At 43.7% G+C, this 18,500-nt stretch carries 19 protein-coding genes; all 19 read left to right on the top strand.

The window, feature by feature from the left end; translation table 11 throughout:
* Positions 1-20 precede the first annotated feature (20 nt).
* The 19 genes from mtrB to NSS75_RS12090 all read left to right on the top strand — a co-directional run bounded on the left by mtrB (position 21) and on the right by NSS75_RS12090 (position 18,459).
* Positions 21-248, top strand: a complete 228-nt coding sequence (mtrB, locus tag NSS75_RS12180; protein ID WP_024121871.1) for a trp RNA-binding attenuation protein MtrB — start codon at positions 21-23, stop codon at positions 246-248.
* Positions 249-413: 165 nt separating this feature from the next.
* Positions 414-1,169, top strand: coding sequence for a heptaprenyl diphosphate synthase component 1 (hepS, locus tag NSS75_RS12175; RefSeq protein WP_024121870.1), 756 nt, complete (start codon positions 414-416; stop codon positions 1,167-1,169).
* A 5-nt stretch (positions 1,170-1,174) separates the two neighbouring features.
* On the top strand, positions 1,175-1,876 hold the full coding sequence (menG, locus tag NSS75_RS12170; RefSeq protein ID WP_024121869.1) for a demethylmenaquinone methyltransferase: 702 nt from the start codon (positions 1,175-1,177) through the stop codon (positions 1,874-1,876).
* 25 nt (positions 1,877-1,901) lie between these two features.
* Complete coding sequence (hepT, locus tag NSS75_RS12165; protein ID WP_339237630.1) at positions 1,902-2,864, top strand: heptaprenyl diphosphate synthase component II; 963 nt, start codon at positions 1,902-1,904, stop codon at positions 2,862-2,864.
* Positions 2,865-2,979: 115 nt separating this feature from the next.
* Positions 2,980-3,429, top strand: coding sequence for a nucleoside-diphosphate kinase (gene ndk, locus NSS75_RS12160; protein WP_081638330.1), 450 nt, complete (start codon positions 2,980-2,982; stop codon positions 3,427-3,429).
* A gap of 232 nt (positions 3,430-3,661) precedes the next feature.
* Entirely contained in the window at positions 3,662-4,432 is a 771-nt protein-coding gene (gene cheR / locus NSS75_RS12155; RefSeq protein WP_095713301.1) for a protein-glutamate O-methyltransferase CheR, read from the top strand.
* A 74-nt stretch (positions 4,433-4,506) separates the two neighbouring features.
* On the top strand, positions 4,507-5,679 hold the full coding sequence (aroC, locus tag NSS75_RS12150) for a chorismate synthase (RefSeq protein ID WP_024121865.1): 1,173 nt from the start codon (positions 4,507-4,509) through the stop codon (positions 5,677-5,679).
* Positions 5,679-6,767: a 3-dehydroquinate synthase gene (aroB, locus tag NSS75_RS12145; RefSeq protein WP_101860363.1), complete on the top strand. Its 1,089-nt coding sequence runs from the start codon at positions 5,679-5,681 to the stop codon at positions 6,765-6,767. The genes aroC and aroB overlap by 1 nt, the downstream gene beginning before the upstream one ends.
* Entirely contained in the window at positions 6,764-7,147 is a 384-nt protein-coding gene (aroH, locus tag NSS75_RS12140) for a chorismate mutase (RefSeq protein ID WP_024121863.1), read from the top strand. Before aroB ends, aroH begins: the two co-directional genes overlap by 4 nt.
* A gap of 217 nt (positions 7,148-7,364) precedes the next feature.
* Entirely contained in the window at positions 7,365-8,912 is a 1,548-nt protein-coding gene (trpE, locus tag NSS75_RS12135) for an anthranilate synthase component I (protein WP_101860364.1), read from the top strand.
* Entirely contained in the window at positions 8,884-9,900 is a 1,017-nt protein-coding gene (trpD, locus tag NSS75_RS12130) for an anthranilate phosphoribosyltransferase (protein WP_185848872.1), read from the top strand. The genes trpE and trpD overlap by 29 nt, the downstream gene beginning before the upstream one ends.
* Positions 9,893-10,645, top strand: a complete 753-nt coding sequence (gene trpC / locus NSS75_RS12125; RefSeq protein WP_103671760.1) for an indole-3-glycerol phosphate synthase TrpC — start codon at positions 9,893-9,895, stop codon at positions 10,643-10,645. Before trpD ends, trpC begins: the two co-directional genes overlap by 8 nt.
* A 4-nt stretch (positions 10,646-10,649) precedes the next feature.
* Positions 10,650-11,303 carry a phosphoribosylanthranilate isomerase gene (locus NSS75_RS12120; protein ID WP_339233225.1) on the top strand — a complete coding sequence of 218 codons (654 nt, stop codon included), beginning with the start codon at positions 10,650-10,652 and terminating at the stop codon, positions 11,301-11,303.
* On the top strand, positions 11,284-12,486 hold the full coding sequence (gene trpB / locus NSS75_RS12115; protein ID WP_339233223.1) for a tryptophan synthase subunit beta: 1,203 nt from the start codon (positions 11,284-11,286) through the stop codon (positions 12,484-12,486). Before NSS75_RS12120 ends, trpB begins: the two co-directional genes overlap by 20 nt.
* Positions 12,479-13,282, top strand: a complete 804-nt coding sequence (gene trpA / locus NSS75_RS12110) for a tryptophan synthase subunit alpha (RefSeq protein WP_339233222.1) — start codon at positions 12,479-12,481, stop codon at positions 13,280-13,282. The genes trpB and trpA overlap by 8 nt, the downstream gene beginning before the upstream one ends.
* An 11-nt stretch (positions 13,283-13,293) precedes the next feature.
* On the top strand, positions 13,294-14,376 hold the full coding sequence (hisC, locus tag NSS75_RS12105) for a histidinol-phosphate transaminase (RefSeq protein WP_024121856.1): 1,083 nt from the start codon (positions 13,294-13,296) through the stop codon (positions 14,374-14,376).
* Positions 14,377-14,424: 48 nt separating this feature from the next.
* Entirely contained in the window at positions 14,425-15,540 is a 1,116-nt protein-coding gene (locus NSS75_RS12100; RefSeq protein ID WP_101864442.1) for a prephenate dehydrogenase, read from the top strand.
* Between the two features lie 10 nt (positions 15,541-15,550).
* Positions 15,551-16,837: a 3-phosphoshikimate 1-carboxyvinyltransferase gene (gene aroA, locus NSS75_RS12095; protein WP_024121855.1), complete on the top strand. Its 1,287-nt coding sequence runs from the start codon at positions 15,551-15,553 to the stop codon at positions 16,835-16,837.
* Positions 16,838-17,187: 350 nt separating this feature from the next.
* Positions 17,188-18,459 carry a tetratricopeptide repeat protein gene (locus tag NSS75_RS12090; protein ID WP_103671821.1) on the top strand — a complete coding sequence of 424 codons (1,272 nt, stop codon included), beginning with the start codon at positions 17,188-17,190 and terminating at the stop codon, positions 18,457-18,459.
* Positions 18,460-18,500: the final 41 nt, after the last annotated feature.

Raw genomic sequence — 18,500 nt, 5'->3', positions numbered from 1 at the left:
AAAGATAGAGGGTGCTATAAATGAACGAAAAGCATTCAAGCGATTTTGTCGTCATTAAAGCAATTGAGGATGGAGTGAATGTGATCGGCCTGACAAGGGGAACGGACACAAAGTTTCACCATTCCGAAAAACTCGACAAGGGAGAAGTGATCATTGCTCAGTTTACAGAGCATACTTCTGCCATTAAAGTCAGAGGAGAGGCGCTCATTCAAACCGCATACGGAGAAATGAAAAGCGAAAAAAAATAAGCTGGCTGTCCCCGCTGTTTTAAAGCAAATGCTCGCAAACAGCGGGAGGATACAGCCAATTTGTTTTTTTTATGCTATAATGATACCTGCGTAATCTTATGACAAAATAAAACTCATACATATGATTTAGAAATAAATGTGAATTTGGGGACAAGGGTGATATTTTTGCAAGACATCTACGGAACTTTAGCCAATCTGAACACGAAAATAAAACAAAAGCTGTCTCATCCTTATTTAGCGAAGCATATTTCTGCGCCTAAGATCGATGAGGATAAGCTTCTTCTTTTTCATGCATTATTTGAGGAAGCCGACATAAAAAACAATGACAGAGAAAATTATATTGTAACAGCGATGCTTGTACAAAGCGCCCTTGATACCCATGATGAAGTAACGACAGCCAGAGTCATAAAACGAGACGAAAACAAGAACCGTCAATTGACTGTTCTTGCAGGCGATTATTTCAGCGGACTGTACTATTCATTACTATCTGAAATGAAGGATATCTACATGATTAGAACGCTCGCTACAGCAATTAAAGAAATCAATGAACATAAAATTCGTCTGTATGACCGATCTGTAAAGGACGAACACCATTTTTTCGAAAGTGTCGGCATCGTTGAATCAGCTCTATTCCATCGGGTGTCTGAACATTTCAATCTCCCGCGCTGGAAGAAGCTATCGAGTGATTTTTTTGTATATAAGCGGCTTATGACCGGAAATGATACATTTTTAGATGTGATCGGCAGTGTTATACAGCTGGGGAAAACAAAAGAAGAGATGCTGGAAGAGTGTTTTAAGAAAGCAAAGAACAGCATTGAGTCACTTCTGCCTCTAAGCTCACCTATTCAGCAAATTTTATTAAACCGCCTGAAGACAATCAGCCAAGACCAAACTTATCATCAGAAAGTGGAAGAAGGGTAACCATTATGCAGGACTCAAAAGAACAGCGCGTACACGGAGTATTTGAAAAAATATATAAAAACTACGACCAAATGAACTCTGTCATCAGTTTTCAGCAGCACAAAAAATGGCGTGATAAAACGATGCGCATCATGGGTGTAAAAGAAGGCGCCAAAGCTCTTGATGTTTGCTGCGGAACAGCTGACTGGACGATTGCTCTTGCAAAAGCAGCCGGTAAAACCGGTGAAATAAAGGGTTTGGATTTCAGCGAAAACATGCTGAGCGTCGGCAAACAGAAAGTAAAAGACGGCGGTTTCAGTCAAATCGAACTGCTGCACGGAAATGCAATGGAGCTCCCTTTTGATGATAATACATTTGATTTTGTAACAATTGGCTTCGGACTGCGTAATGTGCCGGATTATTTGACCGTACTGAAAGAAATGAGACGTGTGGTGAAGCCTGGCGGACAAGTAGTATGCCTGGAAACCTCACAGCCTGAAATGTTTGGATTTAGACAGGCTTATTTTATGTACTTTAAGTATATTATGCCGTTTTTCGGGAAGCTGTTTGCGAAAAGCTATAAAGAATACTCGTGGCTCCAAGAGTCAGCCAGAGAATTCCCTGGTATGAAGGAACTGGCAGGCCTGTTTGAAGAGGCGGGTCTGAAAAATGTCAAATATCATTCGTTTACTGGCGGAGTTGCTGCCACGCATATCGGATGGAAATGAAAACACAGATGTTTGGGTGAATGATATGAAATTTAAAATGGCCTACTCTTTTTTAAATGACGATATTGATGTAATTGAAAGGGAGCTTGAACAAACCGTACGCTCCGATTATCCGCTTTTGAGCGAGGCGGGTCTTCATCTATTGCAGGCAGGAGGCAAACGGATTCGGCCTGTCTTCGTTCTGCTTTCCGGCATGTTTGGCGATTACGATATCAATAAGATTAAATATGTCGCTGTCACTCTGGAAATGATTCATATGGCATCGTTGGTTCATGATGATGTCATTGACGATGCGGAGCTTCGCCGGGGAAAGCCGACGATCAAAGCCAAATGGGATAACCGAATTGCGATGTATACAGGCGATTATATGCTTGCCGGATCTCTTGAAATGATGACGAGAATTAATGAACCGAAAGCTCATCGGATCTTGTCACAGACCATTGTTGAAGTGTGTCTTGGAGAGATTGAACAAATCAAAGACAAATACAACATGGAACAGAATCTCAGAACGTACCTGCGGCGCATAAAGAGAAAAACGGCGCTTCTTATCGCTGTCAGCTGCCAGCTGGGGGCTATTGCGTCCGGAGCTGAAGAAAAGATTCATAAGGCGCTCTACTGGTTTGGATATTATGTCGGCATGTCTTATCAAATCATTGATGATATTCTTGATTTTACTTCAACTGAAGAAGAACTGGGTAAACCGGTTGGAGGCGATTTGCTTCAAGGAAATGTTACATTGCCTGTCCTATATGCATTAAAAAACCCAGCTTTAAAGAATCAGCTTAAATTAATTAACAGCGAGACGACACAAGAACAGCTTGCGCCTATTATTGAAGAAATCAAAAAGACAGATGCAATTGAAGCATCGATGGCAGTGAGCGAGATGTATCTGCAAAAAGCTTTCCAAAAACTTAACATGCTTCCGAGAGGGCGTGCGCGTTCTTCTCTTGCAGCCATCGCAAAATATATCGGCAAAAGAAAATTTTAATTTTTTGTAGATATTAAGAAATTTCTCCGCCCCGGATTGATTAATTATGTGAAAGATGTTACGATTTCGGTGTGCAATGTGAAAGCCTATACATACATATGATGGGGTGGAGAATGTGATGGAAAAGACTTTTATCATGGTGAAACCGGACGGTGTCCAACGGCAGCTGATCGGGGAAATTTTATCTAGATTCGAACGTAAGGGCTTACAATTAGCTGGCGCAAAGCTGATGAGAGTAACTGAACAAATGGCTGAGAAACACTATGCCGAACATCAAGGGAAGCCTTTCTTTGGAGAACTTGTTGAGTTTATTACTTCCGGACCAGTTTTTGCGATGGTGTGGGAAGGCGAAAATGTCGTTGAAGTGACCAGGCAGCTGATTGGAAAAACAAACCCTAAAGAAGCATTGCCAGGCACCATTCGCGGGGATTTCGGCATGTTTGTCGGAAAAAATATTATCCACGGCTCTGATTCTCTGGAAAGCGCTGAGCGTGAGATTAATATTTTCTTTAAGGATGAAGAGTTAGTATCATATCAACAACTCATGACAGGCTGGATCTATTAATCATTGCTGAAAAAGCCGAGAGAAGAGCCGGCATCTGCACTCCGCCGGTTCCGGCTTTTTTGTAAAGGTTTACATTGACTTGAATATATGGCTAAACGGCAGGGGATCCACCACTGTCTTTACCAATCATCTGAAATCAGCTGAAAAGCTGATTTTTTTATTTGAAACAATACAATTTCCTGATAAAACAAGCTATACTAGGACAAAAGACAGCGAGACTGGGAGAGAAGAGATGGATACATACAGCGTATTTACAACCAAATGGAAGCAATTAACCGGAGTTGATTTAACTTTATACAAAGAAGCGCAAATGAAGAGAAGGCTGACATCTCTTTATGAGAAAAAAGGTTTTCAAAGCTTTAAGGATTTTGCAGCGGCACTAGAAAAGGATCAGGCGCTTTTAAATGAAACTTTGGACAGAATGACGATTAATGTTTCAGAATTTTATCGAAATTACAAAAGATGGGAAGTTCTTGAAACAGCTATTTTGCCTTTAATCAAACATTCAAAGCCTTTAAAAATATGGAGCGCGGCATGCTCTACAGGGGAGGAGCCTTATACGCTCGCAATGATTTTAGATCAGCAGAAAGGGCTCCCAGGCTATCAGATTTTGGCGACTGATATAGATGATAAGGCACTGGAAAAAGCGAAAAAAGGCGTGTATCAGGAGCGGTCTTTGCAAGAAGTGCCGTCTTCTGTGAAGGATCGTTATTTTACTCAAAACGCTGATAAGAGCTATGAAGTGAAACATGGCATAAAGAAGAACATTAGGTTTCAAAAACATAATCTGCTTGCGGATCGCTACGAGCAAGACTTTGATTTGATTGTGTGCCGCAATGTTTTTATTTATTTTACAGAAAACGCAAAGGAAGAGCTGTACTTAAAAATGGCTCATAGCTTAAAAAAGAATGGGGTTCTCTTTGTCGGCAGCACAGAGCAGATCTTCAATCCGGAGAAATTCGGCCTTTCTCCTGCGGATACATTCTTTTATCAAAAAAGATAGACTGACTTTTTGCTGAAAAATATGTTATAGTAGTTTTACTTAAAAGCGTTAATGCGATGAAGGGAGAAGAAGTCATGAGATATTTAACAGCCGGTGAATCACACGGCCCCCAATTGACAACCATTATTGAAGGTGTGCCTGCGGGGCTTTACATAACTGAGGAAGATATCAACTTTGAGCTTGGCAGACGCCAGAAAGGCCATGGCCGCGGGCGCCGCATGCAGATCGAAAAGGATCAGGCGAAAATTATGAGCGGGGTGCGCCATGCCCGCACTCTCGGTTCACCAATCGCTCTTGTCGTAGAAAATAACGATTGGAAACACTGGACTAAAATTATGGGTGCGGCTCCGATTACTGAAGAAGAAGAAAAGGAAATGAAACGCCAAATTTCCAGACCGAGACCGGGACACGCAGATTTAAACGGTGCGATTAAATATAACCACCGCGATATGAGAAATGTGCTTGAGCGCTCTTCAGCTCGTGAAACGACCGTAAGAGTGGCGGCAGGCGCTGTCGCTAAAAAGATCCTTTCTGAGCTTGGTATTAAGGTAGCGGGCCACGTATTACAGATTGGGGCAGTTAAGGCTGAAAAAACGGATTATACTTCAATTGATGACTTGAAGCGTGTGACTGAAGAGTCTCCGGTCAGATGCTACGATGAAGAAGCAGGCAAAAAAATGATGGATGCCATTGACGAAGCGAAGGCAAACGGAGATTCCATCGGCGGAATTGTGGAAGTGATTGTTGAAGGAATGCCGGTGGGCGTGGGCAGCTACGTTCATTATGACCGTAAACTGGACAGCAAGCTTGCTGCGGCAGTACTGTCTATTAATGCATTTAAAGGTGTGGAATTCGGCATCGGTTTTGAAGCGGCCGGAAGAAACGGAAGCGAGGTTCATGACGAGATCATTTGGGACGAAGAAAAAGGATATACGCGTGCTACGAACAGACTTGGCGGATTGGAAGGCGGCATGACGACAGGAATGCCAATCGTTGTCCGCGGAGTCATGAAGCCGATTCCGACATTATATAAACCGCTGAAAAGTGTGGATATTGAAACGAAAGAACCATTTTCTGCCAGTATTGAACGTTCAGACAGCTGCGCAGTGCCAGCAGCAAGTGTAGTGGCGGAAGCTGCTGTTGCATGGGAAATTGCTAACGCTGTTGTTGAACAATTCGGCTTAGACCAAATTGACCGCATTAGAGAAAACGTGGAGAATATGAGAAAACTGTCGAGGGAATTTTAATGAGAACACTGCATGTTCAAACCGCTTCCTCTTCGTATCCTGTATTTATCGGACAAGGAATCAGAAAAAAGGCTTGTGAACTATTAACCTCGCTAAACAGGCCATTAACACGCATTATGCTTGTTACCGATGAAGAAGTGGATCGCCTGTACGGTGATGAAATGCTTCACCTGCTGGAAGAAAAATGGCCTGTGAAAAAAGTGACAGTGCCGAGCGGAGAGCAGGCGAAATCAATGGATATGTACACGAAGCTGCAGAGTGAAGCGATTCGATTTCATATGGATCGCTCCTCATGCATCATCGCTTTTGGAGGCGGTGTTGTAGGAGATCTTGCTGGATTTGTGGCTGCCACTTTTATGCGCGGCATTGATTTCATTCAAATGCCTACAACGCTTTTGGCGCATGACAGCGCGGTCGGAGGAAAAGTAGCGGTGAATCATCCGCTTGGAAAAAATCTGATCGGCGCATTTTATCAGCCCAAAGCCGTGCTTTACGATACGGACTTTCTCCGTTCCCTACCGGAAAAAGAGCTTCGGTCCGGGATGGCAGAAGTGATTAAGCATGCTTTTATTTATGACAGAGAATTCCTGAAAGATCTGCTGGACATTCACTCATTGAACGATATCACCAGTGAGCAGCTGAATGACATGATTTTTAAAGGTATTTCGATTAAAGCGTCTGTCGTTCATCAGGATGAAAAGGAAGAAGGAATCAGAGCCTATCTTAACTTTGGGCATACGTTAGGCCACGCAGTTGAGGCGGAGTATGGCTACGGACAGATCACCCACGGTGATGCGGTAGCACTCGGTATGCAGTTTGCTTTATATATAAGTGAACAGGAAGCCGGCTGTGAAATGGACAGAAATCGATTAGTCAGCTGGCTTAAGAATCTAGGCTATCCAAGCCGCATTAAAAAAGAAACGGCAACTTCCGTGCTTTTAGACCGTATGATGAATGATAAAAAAACCCGCGGCGGTATGATTCAATTCATCGTTCTCAAAGAATTAGGAAAAGTCGCCGACCATACGTTTTCAAGAGATGAACTTGAGAGCTGGCTGAACAAATGGCGAATGGAGGAGACATCATGATGATTCGTGGAATTCGCGGAGCAACTACAGTAGAAAAGGATACTGAAGAAGATATTTTACAAAAAACCAAACAGCTGTTAGAAAAAATGATAGAAGAAAACAAAACAAAGCCGGAAGATGTTGTTCAAATGCTTCTATCGGCGACGCCTGACCTGCACTCTGTTTTCCCGGCAAAAGCTGTCCGTGAGCTTTCTGGCTGGCAGTATGTGCCGGTGACATGTATGCAGGAAATGGATGTTACAGGCGGTCTGAAAAAATGTATAAGGGTCATGATGACTGTTCAGACTGAAGTTCCTCAGAATCAAATCAGACATGTCTATTTAGAAAAAGCGGTTGTATTAAGACCCGATTTATCATTGACAAAAAATAATGAATTGTAATACGATTAGAACAGCTTAGAAATACACAAGAGTGTGTATAAAGCTTAGTGAATGAGTTGAGTTAGAGAATAGGGTAGCAGAGAATGAGTGTAGTTGAGCTGAGACATGTATGTTTATTCTACCCAAAAGAAGCCTTTCTTTTGGGTTTATTTTGTTATATCTTGATTTTCCCTCTCATGCCTTCTTCTCATTCTCCTTGCCAAAAGGAGTGAGAGCAATGAATTTCCAATCAAACATTTCTGCATTTTTAGAGGACAGTATGTCCTACCGCACCATACCGATTGTGGAGACATTCACAGTTGACACACTGACACCTATCCAAATGATCGAGCAGCTGGACAGGAAGATCACTTACCTTCTTGAAAGCAAGGATGACACATCAAATTGGTCCAGATATTCGTTCATCGGCCTTCAGCCATTTCTAACGATCAAAGAACAGCAAAATGATTTTACTGCTCAAGATGAGAATGGACGATCCCTTTACACTGGAAAAGAATTAAAAGAGGTTCTGGATTGGATGAATGCAGCATACAAAATCAAAACGCCAGAGCTTGCCATTCCCTTTGTAGGCGGAGCTGTCGGGTATTTAAGCTATGACATGATCCCGATGATTGAACCTTCTGTTCCTCGCCACAGGAAGGAAACGGAATTTGAAAAGTGTATGCTGTTTGTTTGCAGCACATTAATTGCTTATGATCATGAAACAAAAAACGTCCATTTTATTCAGTATGCTAGATTGAATGGACAAGAAACTGAAGCTGAAAAAATTGCTGTGTTCAATAAAAATCACCGAGAGCTACAAGGCCTCATTGATAAGATGATGGATCAAAAAAACATAAAAGAACTGTTTCTTTCATCTGAGTCATATAAGACACCAGGTTTCGATTCAGTATCTTCAAATTACGAAAAATCTGCGTTTATGGCAGATGTAGAAAAGATCAAAGAATATATAAAAGCAGGTGACATCTTTCAAGGTGTCCTGTCACAAAAATTTGAGATTCCGATAACAGCAGATTCCTTCGAATTGTACAGAGTGCTGCGAATCGTCAATCCTTCGCCGTATATGTATTATATAAAACTCCCGGACAGAGAGATTGTCGGCAGCTCTCCGGAACGGTTAATCCACGTTCAAGACGGGCATTTGGAAATCCATCCGATTGCCGGAACAAGAAAAAGAGGCGCAGACAAAGAGGAAGATGAAAAACTCAAAATTGAGCTGATGAAAGATGAAAAAGAAAAAGCGGAGCATTATATGCTCGTTGATCTAGCTCGAAACGATATCGGCAGAGTGGCAGAGTATGGATCGGTTGCTGTGCCGGAGTTCACAAAGATCGTCTCATTTTCACATGTTATGCACATCATTTCAGTCGTCACAGGGAGGTTGAAAGAGGGAGTTCACCCTGTTGATGCGCTAATGTCGGCTTTTCCTGCGGGAACTTTAACCGGGGCCCCAAAAATCCGTGCCATGCAGCTTTTAAATGAATTGGAGCCGACACCGAGAGAGACATACGGCGGCTGCATCGCCTACATCGGATTTGACGGGAATATCGACTCCTGTATTACGATCCGCACCATGAGCGTAAAAAACGGTGTCGCATCCATACAGGCTGGAGCAGGTATTGTTGCTGATTCTGTGCCGGAAGCCGAATATGAAGAAAGCTGCAACAAAGCGGGCGCACTGCTGAAAACCATTCATATTGCTGAAGACATGTTTCGTAGCAAGGGGGATGAAGCCGATGAACCAATTTCTGCAAACGTGCGTTGACGGTAAGACACTTACTGCTGTTGAAGCGGAAGCGCTTATGAATATGATGATGACAGCAGAAATGACTCCTTCTGAAATGGGCGGTATATTGTCTATCCTGGCTCATCGGGGCGAAACTGCAGAAGAGCTGGCGGGCTTTGTGAAGGCCATGCGGACACATGCCCTTACGGTAGACGGACTTCATGATGTGGTTGACACATGCGGTACAGGCGGTGACGGCATCTCTACCTTTAATATTTCAACGGCATCGGCAATCGTTGCTTCAGCAGCAGGAGCTAAAATTGCTAAGCACGGCAATCGCTCCGTATCCTCTAAAAGCGGAAGCGCCGATGTTCTAGAAGAGCTTGGGATACCAATCCAAACCACACCTGAAGAAGTCAGAATCAGCATTGAAACAAATAACATGGGATTTCTCTTTGCGCCGCTTTATCATTCGTCCATGAAACATGTAGCGGGTACAAGAAAAGAGCTCGGATTCAGAACGATTTTTAATCTGCTCGGACCGCTCAGCAATCCTTTGCGGGCGAAGCGTCAGGTGATCGGTGTCTATTCTGCTGAAAAAGCGGGATTGATGGCAAGCGCACTGGAAATGTTCCAGCCGAAGCATGTACTATTCGCAGCAAGCCGTGACGGTTTAGATGAGCTTTCGGTTACATCACCGACCGATGTGATTGAAATAAAGGATGGAGAGCGCCGGGAATATACTGTTTCACCCGAAGACTTCGGCTTCAAAAATGGCAGACTTGAAGATATACAGGTGCAGTCACCGACAGAAAGCGCTCATCTGATTCAGAATATTTTTGAAAATAAAAGCAGCAAATCGGCTTTATATATTACAGCCTTTAATGCCGGCGCTGCGATATACACGGCGGGTATTGCTGAAACACTGAAAGAAGGAACAGAGCTTGCGTTAGAAACAATTGCAAGCGGAGGTGCCGCAGCGCAGCTCAATAGACTGAAACAGAAAGAGGGAGAGATCTATGCTTGAAAACATAATCAATCAAAAAAAAGAAGAAGTCAAAACTCTCATCCTGCCAGAAGAGCAGCCTTTTGAAAAACGGTCTTTTAAAGAGGCGCTGGCTAACCCGAACCGTTTTATCGGATTGATAGCCGAAGTCAAAAAAGCGTCGCCGTCAAAAGGACTCATTAAAGAAGATTTTGTTCCGGAGCGGATTGCAAAAGACTATGAAGCTGCGCATGCAGACGCGCTTTCTGTTTTAACTGACTTTCCGTTTTTCCAAGGGAAAAACAGTTATTTATCAGACATAAAGCGTGCTGTTTCGATTCCGGTGCTGAGAAAAGATTTTATTATCGATTCTATTCAAGTGGAGGAATCAAAGAGAATTGGAGCAGATGCCATATTGTTAATCGGAGAGGTGCTTGATCCTGTACAGCTTCACGAGTTGTATCTCGAAGCAGGGGAAAAGGAAATGGACGTGTTAGTGGAGGTTCATGATCAAACGACGCTGGAACAAATAGTGAAGGTATTCACCCCTGATATTCTCGGTATTAATAATCGAAACTTAAAAACGTTTGAAACTTCGCTTGAACAGACGAAACAGATTGCATCCCTAGTTCCGAAAGAATGCTTGCTTGTCAGTGAAAGCGGCATTGGTTCTTTAGAACATTTAACATTTGTCAAAGAACATGGAGCACAAGCTGTTCTAATCGGAGAGTCATTGATGAGACAGCATTCACAGCAAAAAGCAATCCATGCTTTGTATGGGGAGTGAGGTTGTGAAAAAACCGGCATTAAAGTATTGCGGTATACGGTCACTGCAGGACCTGCGGCTTGCAGCGGATTCACAGGCAGATTATCTGGGTTTTATTTTTGCTGACAGTAAACGAAAAGTATCTCCGGCAGATGTGAGAAAGTGGCTGAGCCAAGTTCGTACCGGGAAACAGATTGCAGGCGTTTTTGTGAATGAATCGCTGGGAACGATTGCCCGTATAGCAGGCGATTTGCAGCTTGACGTCATTCAGCTTCATGGTGATGAGACTCCAAAGGATGCTGAAGTCCTCCGTCTGCTGACAAATTGTGAAATATGGAGGGCGCTCCATCATAACAGCACAGCAATTCAGGACTTGGACCGCTTTAACGGTTCTGTAGACGGTTTTGTGATTGACTCATCTGTAAAAGGGGCAAGAGGCGGGACTGGAGTGGCTTTTGCTTGGGAGTGTGTGCCTGAATATCAGCAGAAAGCTGAACAAACGGGGAAACGGTGTTTCATCGCAGGCGGTGTGAATCCCGACACAATCGCAGACTTATTGAAATGGAAACCGGGCGGAGTCGATCTTGCCAGCGGAATAGAAAAGAACGGGCAAAAAGATGACAAACTGATTAGGCTCTTAGAAGAAAGGATGAACCGATATGTATCCATATCCGAATGAAATAGGCAGATACGGCGATTTTGGCGGGAAATTTGTTCCGGAAACTCTTATGCAGCCGTTAGAAGAAATTGAAACAGCATTTAAGGAAATAAAGGATGATCCTGTTTTTAGGGGAGAATATCATAAGCTGTTAGCTGAATATTCCGGCAGGCCGACCGCATTAACATATGCCGATCGAGTCACAGAGCATTTAGGCGGCGCTAAAATTTATTTGAAAAGAGAAGATTTAAACCATACAGGTTCCCATAAAATCAACAATGCTTTAGGCCAGGCATTGCTTGCAAAAAAAATGGCCAAAACGAAAATCATTGCAGAAACAGGTGCCGGACAGCATGGAGTAGCCGCCGCCACAGTTGCTGCAAAGTTTGGTTTTTCCTGCATTGTATTTATGGGTGAAGAGGATGTCGCCCGCCAGTCTCTGAACGTATTCCGAATGAAGCTTCTTGGAGCAGAGGTTGTGCCGGTCACAAGCGGAAACGGGACACTGAAGGATGCGACAAATGAGGCTATCCGCTATTGGGTTCAGCATTGTGAGGATCATTTTTACATGATCGGATCGGTTGTCGGACCGCACCCTTACCCGCAAATTGTCCGGGAATTTCAAAAAATGATCGGAGAGGAAGCGAAGGATCAGCTGAAAGACATTGAGGGAACACTGCCTGATAAAGTCGTTGCCTGCGTAGGCGGCGGAAGTAATGCGATAGGCATGTTTCAGGCATTTTTAGACGAAGATGTTGAACTGATCGGTGCTGAAGCGGCAGGAAAAGGAATTGACACTCCGCTTCATGCCGCTACCATTACGAAAGGAACTGTCGGTGTGATTCACGGTTCACTCACTTACCTCATTCAAGACGAGTACGGTCAAATTATTGAGCCTTATTCAATTTCAGCAGGACTTGACTATCCGGGAATTGGTCCGGAGCACGCTTATTTGCATAAAAGCGGCCGTGTCACATACGATAGCATAACTGATGAAGAAGCAGTAGATGCGTTAAAACTATTGTCAGAAAAAGAAGGGATTTTACCAGCGATCGAATCTGCTCATGCATTAGCGAAGGCATTTAAAATCGCAAAAGAGATGGGGCGGGATCAAACTATCCTTGTCTGTTTATCAGGAAGAGGAGATAAGGATGTCAACACATTAATGAACGTATTGGAAGATGAGGTGAAAGCGCATGTTTAAAGTAGACCTGCAGCAGTCGGGAAAGTTGTTTATCCCGTTTATTACAGCGGGTGATCCGTTGCCGGAAGTTTCAGTCGAACTGGCTAAGTCTCTTCAAAAAGCGGGTGCCACGGCACTTGAGATCGGTGTAGCATATTCAGATCCGCTGGCAGACGGTCCGGTGATTCAGCGGGCTTCAAAACGGGCGCTTGAGAACGGGATGAATATTGTAAAAGCGATTGAATTAGGCGGAGAAATGAAAAAAAATGATGTCAATATTCCCATTATCCTCTTTACGTATTATAATCCTGTGTTACAATTGAACAAAGAATACTTTTTCGCTTTACTGCGGGAAAATCATATAGACGGCCTGCTTGTTCCGGACCTGCCTTTAGAAGAGAGCGCCAGCCTTCAAGCGGAATGCAAAACCCATGAGGTAACGTATATTTCTTTAGTTGCACCGACAAGCGAAAGCCGTTTGAAAACGATTATTGAACAAGCCGAGGGCTTCGTCTACTGTGTATCTTCGTTAGGTGTGACCGGTGTCCGAAATGAGTTCAATTCATCAGCTTATCCATTTATCCGGACAGTGAAGAATCTCAGCGCTGTGCCGGTTGCTGTTGGGTTTGGTATTTCCAGCCGCGAGCAGGTGGTCAAGATGAATGAAATCTGTGACGGTGTCGTAGTGGGAAGTGCGCTCGTCAAAAAGATAGAAGAGTTAAAGGATCGGCTCATCAGCACTGAGACGAGAGATCGTGCAGTGCAGGAGTTTGAAGATTACGCGAAGACGTTTGGCGGTTTGTACAGTTTAAAATGAGGTGACTGGATTTGCGTATCAAAGAACATTTAAAACAACTGAAGCCTTATCAGCCGGGTAAACCGATTGAAGCAGTAAAAGCAGAATATGGCTTGGATAAAGTCGTGAAGCTTGCATCAAACGAAAATCCGTACGGCTGTTCGGAAGCTGCAAAAGAGGCACTTCATCATGAAATTCAACAGCTTGCGCTTTATCCCGATGGATATAGCGCAGCTTTGCGGACAAGGCTCAGTGAGCACCTCAATGTGAGCGAAACATCACTTATTTTCGGCAATGGTTCAGATGAAATCATCCAAATTATATGCCGGGCTTTTTTAAACGACAAAACAAACACGATTGCAGCAGCACCGACTTTTCCGCAATATAAGCATAATGCGGTGATTGAAGGCGCTGAAGTTCGTGAAATTGCCCTTCGTTCTGACGGCTCTCATGATTTAGACGCGATGCTTGAAGCGATTGACGAACAGACTCAAGTCGTTTGGATTTGCAGCCCGAACAACCCGACTGGCACTTATACAGCTGAAGGAGAATTGATTTCATTTCTGGAACGTGTTCCTTCTCGTGTCCTCGTTGTTCTTGATGAAGCATATTATGAATATGTAACAGCTGAGGATTACCCGGAAAGCATACCGCTTTTGAATACGTATTCCAACTTGATGATATTGCGTACGTTTTCAAAGGCATACGGTCTGGCGGCGCTTAGAGTCGGATACGGTATTGCTGACGAAAAATTGATCCGCCAAATAGAGCCGGCAAGAGAGCCGTTTAACACCAGCCGTCTTGGCCAGGCTGCAGCGATTGCAGCGCTTGACGATCAAGAATTTATCGCTTCTTGCATCGAGAAAAATCAAGCAGGCCTTCAGCAGTATTATGATTTTGCGGAAACACACGGATTAAAATGCTACCCTTCACAGACAAACTTTGTTTTAATAGATTTTAACCGCCCGTCTGATGAATTGTTTCAGGCATTGCTGCAAAAAGGTTATATTGTCCGATCAGGAAATGCATTAGGGTTCCCGACTTCACTCCGGATTACGATCGGCACGAAAGAGCAAAACGAGGAAATTCTCGCAACTTTAGCTGAAATTTTATAAGAGGTGGTCAAGAATCACCTCTTTAGTCTATGAACCAGGTGATGACGAATGAATCAAATCAAAGATACAATATTGCTCGCCGGTCTCGGATTGATAGGCGGTTCTATTGCGTTAGCCATCAAAAAAAAACATCCGGAAAAACGCATTATTGGGGTCGATATCTCAGATGAGCAGGTAGTGGCTGCCTTAAAATTAGGTGTGATAGACGAGAGTGCTGATTCGTTTATTGACGGCGCGAAAAAAGCTGCAACCGTTATTATTGCAACACCTGTTGCGCAAACGCTGCTTATGCTTGAAGAGCTGGCCCATTCAGAAATTAAGCATCCGCTTTTGATTACTGACGTAGGAAGCACAAAGCAAAAAGTGGTTCATTACGCCGATCAAGTGCTGCCTGCCGGCTACCAATTTGTCGGAGGGCATCCGATGGCGGGCTCGCATAAATCAGGAGTTGCCGCTGCAAAGGAATTTCTGTTTGAAAATGCTTTTTATATTTTAACCCCGGGCCGTAAAACGGACAGACAAGCGGTCAATCAGTTAAAACATTTGCTGCAAGGGACGAATGCCCAATTTGTAGAAATGTCGCCTGAAGAGCATGATGGCGTAACAAGCGTGATCAGTCATTTTCCGCATATTGTTGCAGCCAGTCTTGTGCATCAGACCCATCACTCGGAAGAGCTTTATCCGCTTGTGAAGCGGTTTGCTGCCGGCGGTTTTCGGGATATTACCCGGATTGCATCAAGCAGTCCTGCAATGTGGCGTGATATTCTGTTACATAATAAAGATAAGATTTTAGATCGTTTTGATGAGTGGACTCGTGAGATTGAAACGATCCGGACATATGTAGAGCATGGAGATGCGGAAAAACTATTCAATTATTTTAAAACGGCAAAGGACTACCGTGACGGACTGCCTCTCCGCCAGAAGGGCGCAATACCGGCATTTTATGATTTATACGTAGACGTGCCGGATCATCCTGGTGTGATTTCCGAGATAACGGCTATACTTGCTGCGGAACGCATCAGTATAACGAATATCCGCATTATTGAAACGAGAGAAGATATTAACGGGATTTTAAGGATCAGTTTTCAATCCGATGATGACCGCAAACGGGCCGAACAGTGCATAGAAGCCCGCGCGGAATACGAAACTTTTTATGCTGATTGAGGTGGAAACAATGAAAAGAGAAAAGGTGCAGGCGTTAAACGGCGAAATACATATTCCCGGTGATAAATCTATTTCTCACCGCTCTGTTATGTTTGGCGCGCTTGCGAAAGGCACAACAACTGTTAAAAATTTTCTGCCGGGAGCAGACTGTCTGAGCACCATCGATTGCTTTAGTAAGATGGGTGTTCAAATTGAGCGAAACGGCAGTGATGTAGTCATTCACGGGAAAGGGATGGATTCCCTGCGAGAACCAGAAAGTCTGTTAGACGTCGGTAATTCAGGCACAACGATTCGTCTGATGCTCGGAATCCTTGCGGGCCGCCCTTTTTACAGCGCGGTAGCTGGGGATGAAAGCATTGCGAAACGCCCAATGAAACGTGTAACAGAACCTCTGAAACAAATGGGCGCTAAAATTGACGGCAGAGCCGGCGGAGAATTTACACCGCTGTCAGTAAGCGGCGGTACATTAAAAGGCATTGACTATGTATCACCTGTGGCCAGCGCGCAAATTAAATCAGCTGTTCTGCTTGCCGGGTTACAGGCTGAGGGGACTACCACTGTCACCGAGCCTCATAAATCCAGAGATCATACTGAACGGATGCTGTCGGCTTTCGGAGTGAAACTGGCAGAGGACAAGACAAGCGTTTCCATAAAAGGCGGCCAGCAGCTCACGGCTGCAGATATTTTTGTTCCAGGAGATATTTCTTCAGCCGCGTTTTTCCTTGCAGCTGGCGCAATGATTCCAAACAGCAGAATTGTACTGAAAAACGTGGGGTTAAATCCGACTCGCACCGGTGTCATCGACGTGCTTCAAAACATGGGGGCAAAGCTTGAAATCATACCATCTGTTGACGAAAGCGCAGAGCCTTATGGAGATTTAATCATTGAAACGTCATCTCTTAAAGCGGTTGAAATTGGCGGAGATATTATTCCGCGCTTGATTGATGAGATACCTATTATTGCGCTTCTTGCGACTCAGGCGGAAGGAACAACAGTCATTAAGGATGCCGCAGAGCTTAAAGTGAAAGAAACGAACCGTATCGACACAGTTGTTTCAGAGCTTCGAAAGCTCGGTGCTGAGATTGAACCGACTGAAGACGGAATGAAGGTATACGGCAAACAAACTCTTAAAGGCGGCGCGAAAGTATCCAGTCATGGTGATCATCGGATCGGAATGATGCTCGGCATAGCTTCCTGTTTAACAGAGGAGCCGGTTGAGATCGGACAGACAGACGCCATTCATGTGTCATATCCAAACTTTTTTGATCATTTAAATAAGCTTTCAAACAAATCCTGAAGTTTTATGCTTCAGGATTTGTTGTGTGAGCGTTTATCAGTCATAAACTGAAGGGGAAAAACATAGCCTGTCTTATAAAGGAATATAAAAACTAAAAAAGAGGGAGGGGTGCTTTACTTACAAGTCGGCAGGTCAAGGGCTGCTTTACTGTAATAGAGGGCTATCTTCCTTTTTTTATTTGCTATCGCAGGATCTTTTGATAAACTAATAAGACTCAGAAATTCCTTGACGTACAGTGTAAGCATCTTATTTGCCGAGGGCTTTCCTCTGAATTATGATAGGATTAACCCAAACAAGTAAGACTTTTATGTATGATTGATGTTGTTAGGAAAAGAAAGGACCGGTCCGATTTGAATACATTAATTCAAGAAGCCATAAAATTAGTTGAAGCAGGAGAAACAGAAAAGGGACTCAACACCCTCTCGAAGGCCGAAAAACAGCTTCATGATGAAGATAAAGCCATCGCAGCACAGCTTTATTACGAGTGGGGAAATGTAGAGAAAGCGATCTCACTGATCAGTGATTTGCATGATTTATATCCGAATGAAACAGAACTGACGAATTTTTATGCTGAACTTTTAATAGATATTGACGAAGAAGAAAAAGCGCTGGCTGTGCTGGAAACGATCCCGGAATCAGACCCATCATATCCGGAAAGCCTGCTGCTCATGGCTGATCTTTATCAGATGCAGGGGCTGTTCGAAGTAAGTGAGCAAAAGCTTTTACAGGCAAAGTCTATTCTTGAAAATGAACCAATCATTGATTTTGCGCTAGGCGAGCTTTACTTTACTCAAGGAGCCTATGCAAAAGCTGTTCAATATTTTAAAAGAACGGCTGGGGAGCAGAGTGAGATCGGAGGCGTTAATGTCCACCAAAGACTGGCGGAATCGCTAAGTGCATCAGGAGATTTTGAGGAGGCCATTCCGTGGTATGAAAAAGCTGTAGATGAGAATCCTGACCCTAATACAATTTTCGGCTATGGATTTACAGCCTCGCAGGCGGGACTGATCAAAACGGCTATTAAACAGCTGTCCGATTTAAAGGAGCTTGATCCATCCTATTCATCACTTTATATGCCGCTTTCAAAGAGCTATGAGGCTGAAGGGATGTATGAAGAGGCATTAAAAACGGCAAAAGAGGGTATCAGGTATGATGAATATAACAAAGAACTTTTCCTCTATGCCGCAAAGATGGCGTTAAAAATCGGGAAGTCAGAAGAAGGGAAAAAACTTCTTCAGGAAGCGCTTGCTCTTGATCCTGGTTTTGTCGAAGCACTTCATACTCTCCTTGCTGTGTATCATAAGGAAGAGGATTTTGAGCAAATTATTGATCTGATTCAAGAGGTGCGGGGCTACGGGGAAGAAGATCCGAAATACAATTGGTATCTGGCCAGCGCTTACACCGAATTAGAGCAGTATGAACAAGCAAAACAATCCTTTGAAGCAGCTTTTCTTCACTATCGTGATGACAGAGATTTCTTATACGAATACGCAACCTTTTTATTAGAAGAAGGCCTCCAACAAGAAGCGCTGCCGCTATTGAAAAAGGTACTCGAAATAGACGGAGCCAATGAAGAGTTGGAAGAAATAATCTTGCGGATCGAGGATGAATTTTCGAGATAAGCAGGAAATTTAACCGCTTATGTGGAACATATAAGTATAGA

Origin of the sequence: Bacillus sp. FSL K6-1012 (assembly GCF_037964915.1) — a bacterium.
GTDB classification, from domain to species: domain Bacteria; phylum Bacillota; class Bacilli; order Bacillales; family Bacillaceae; genus Bacillus; species Bacillus halotolerans.
Note: the sequence above shows the minus strand (reverse complement) of the source record. Positions and strands in the feature narration are given on the sequence as shown.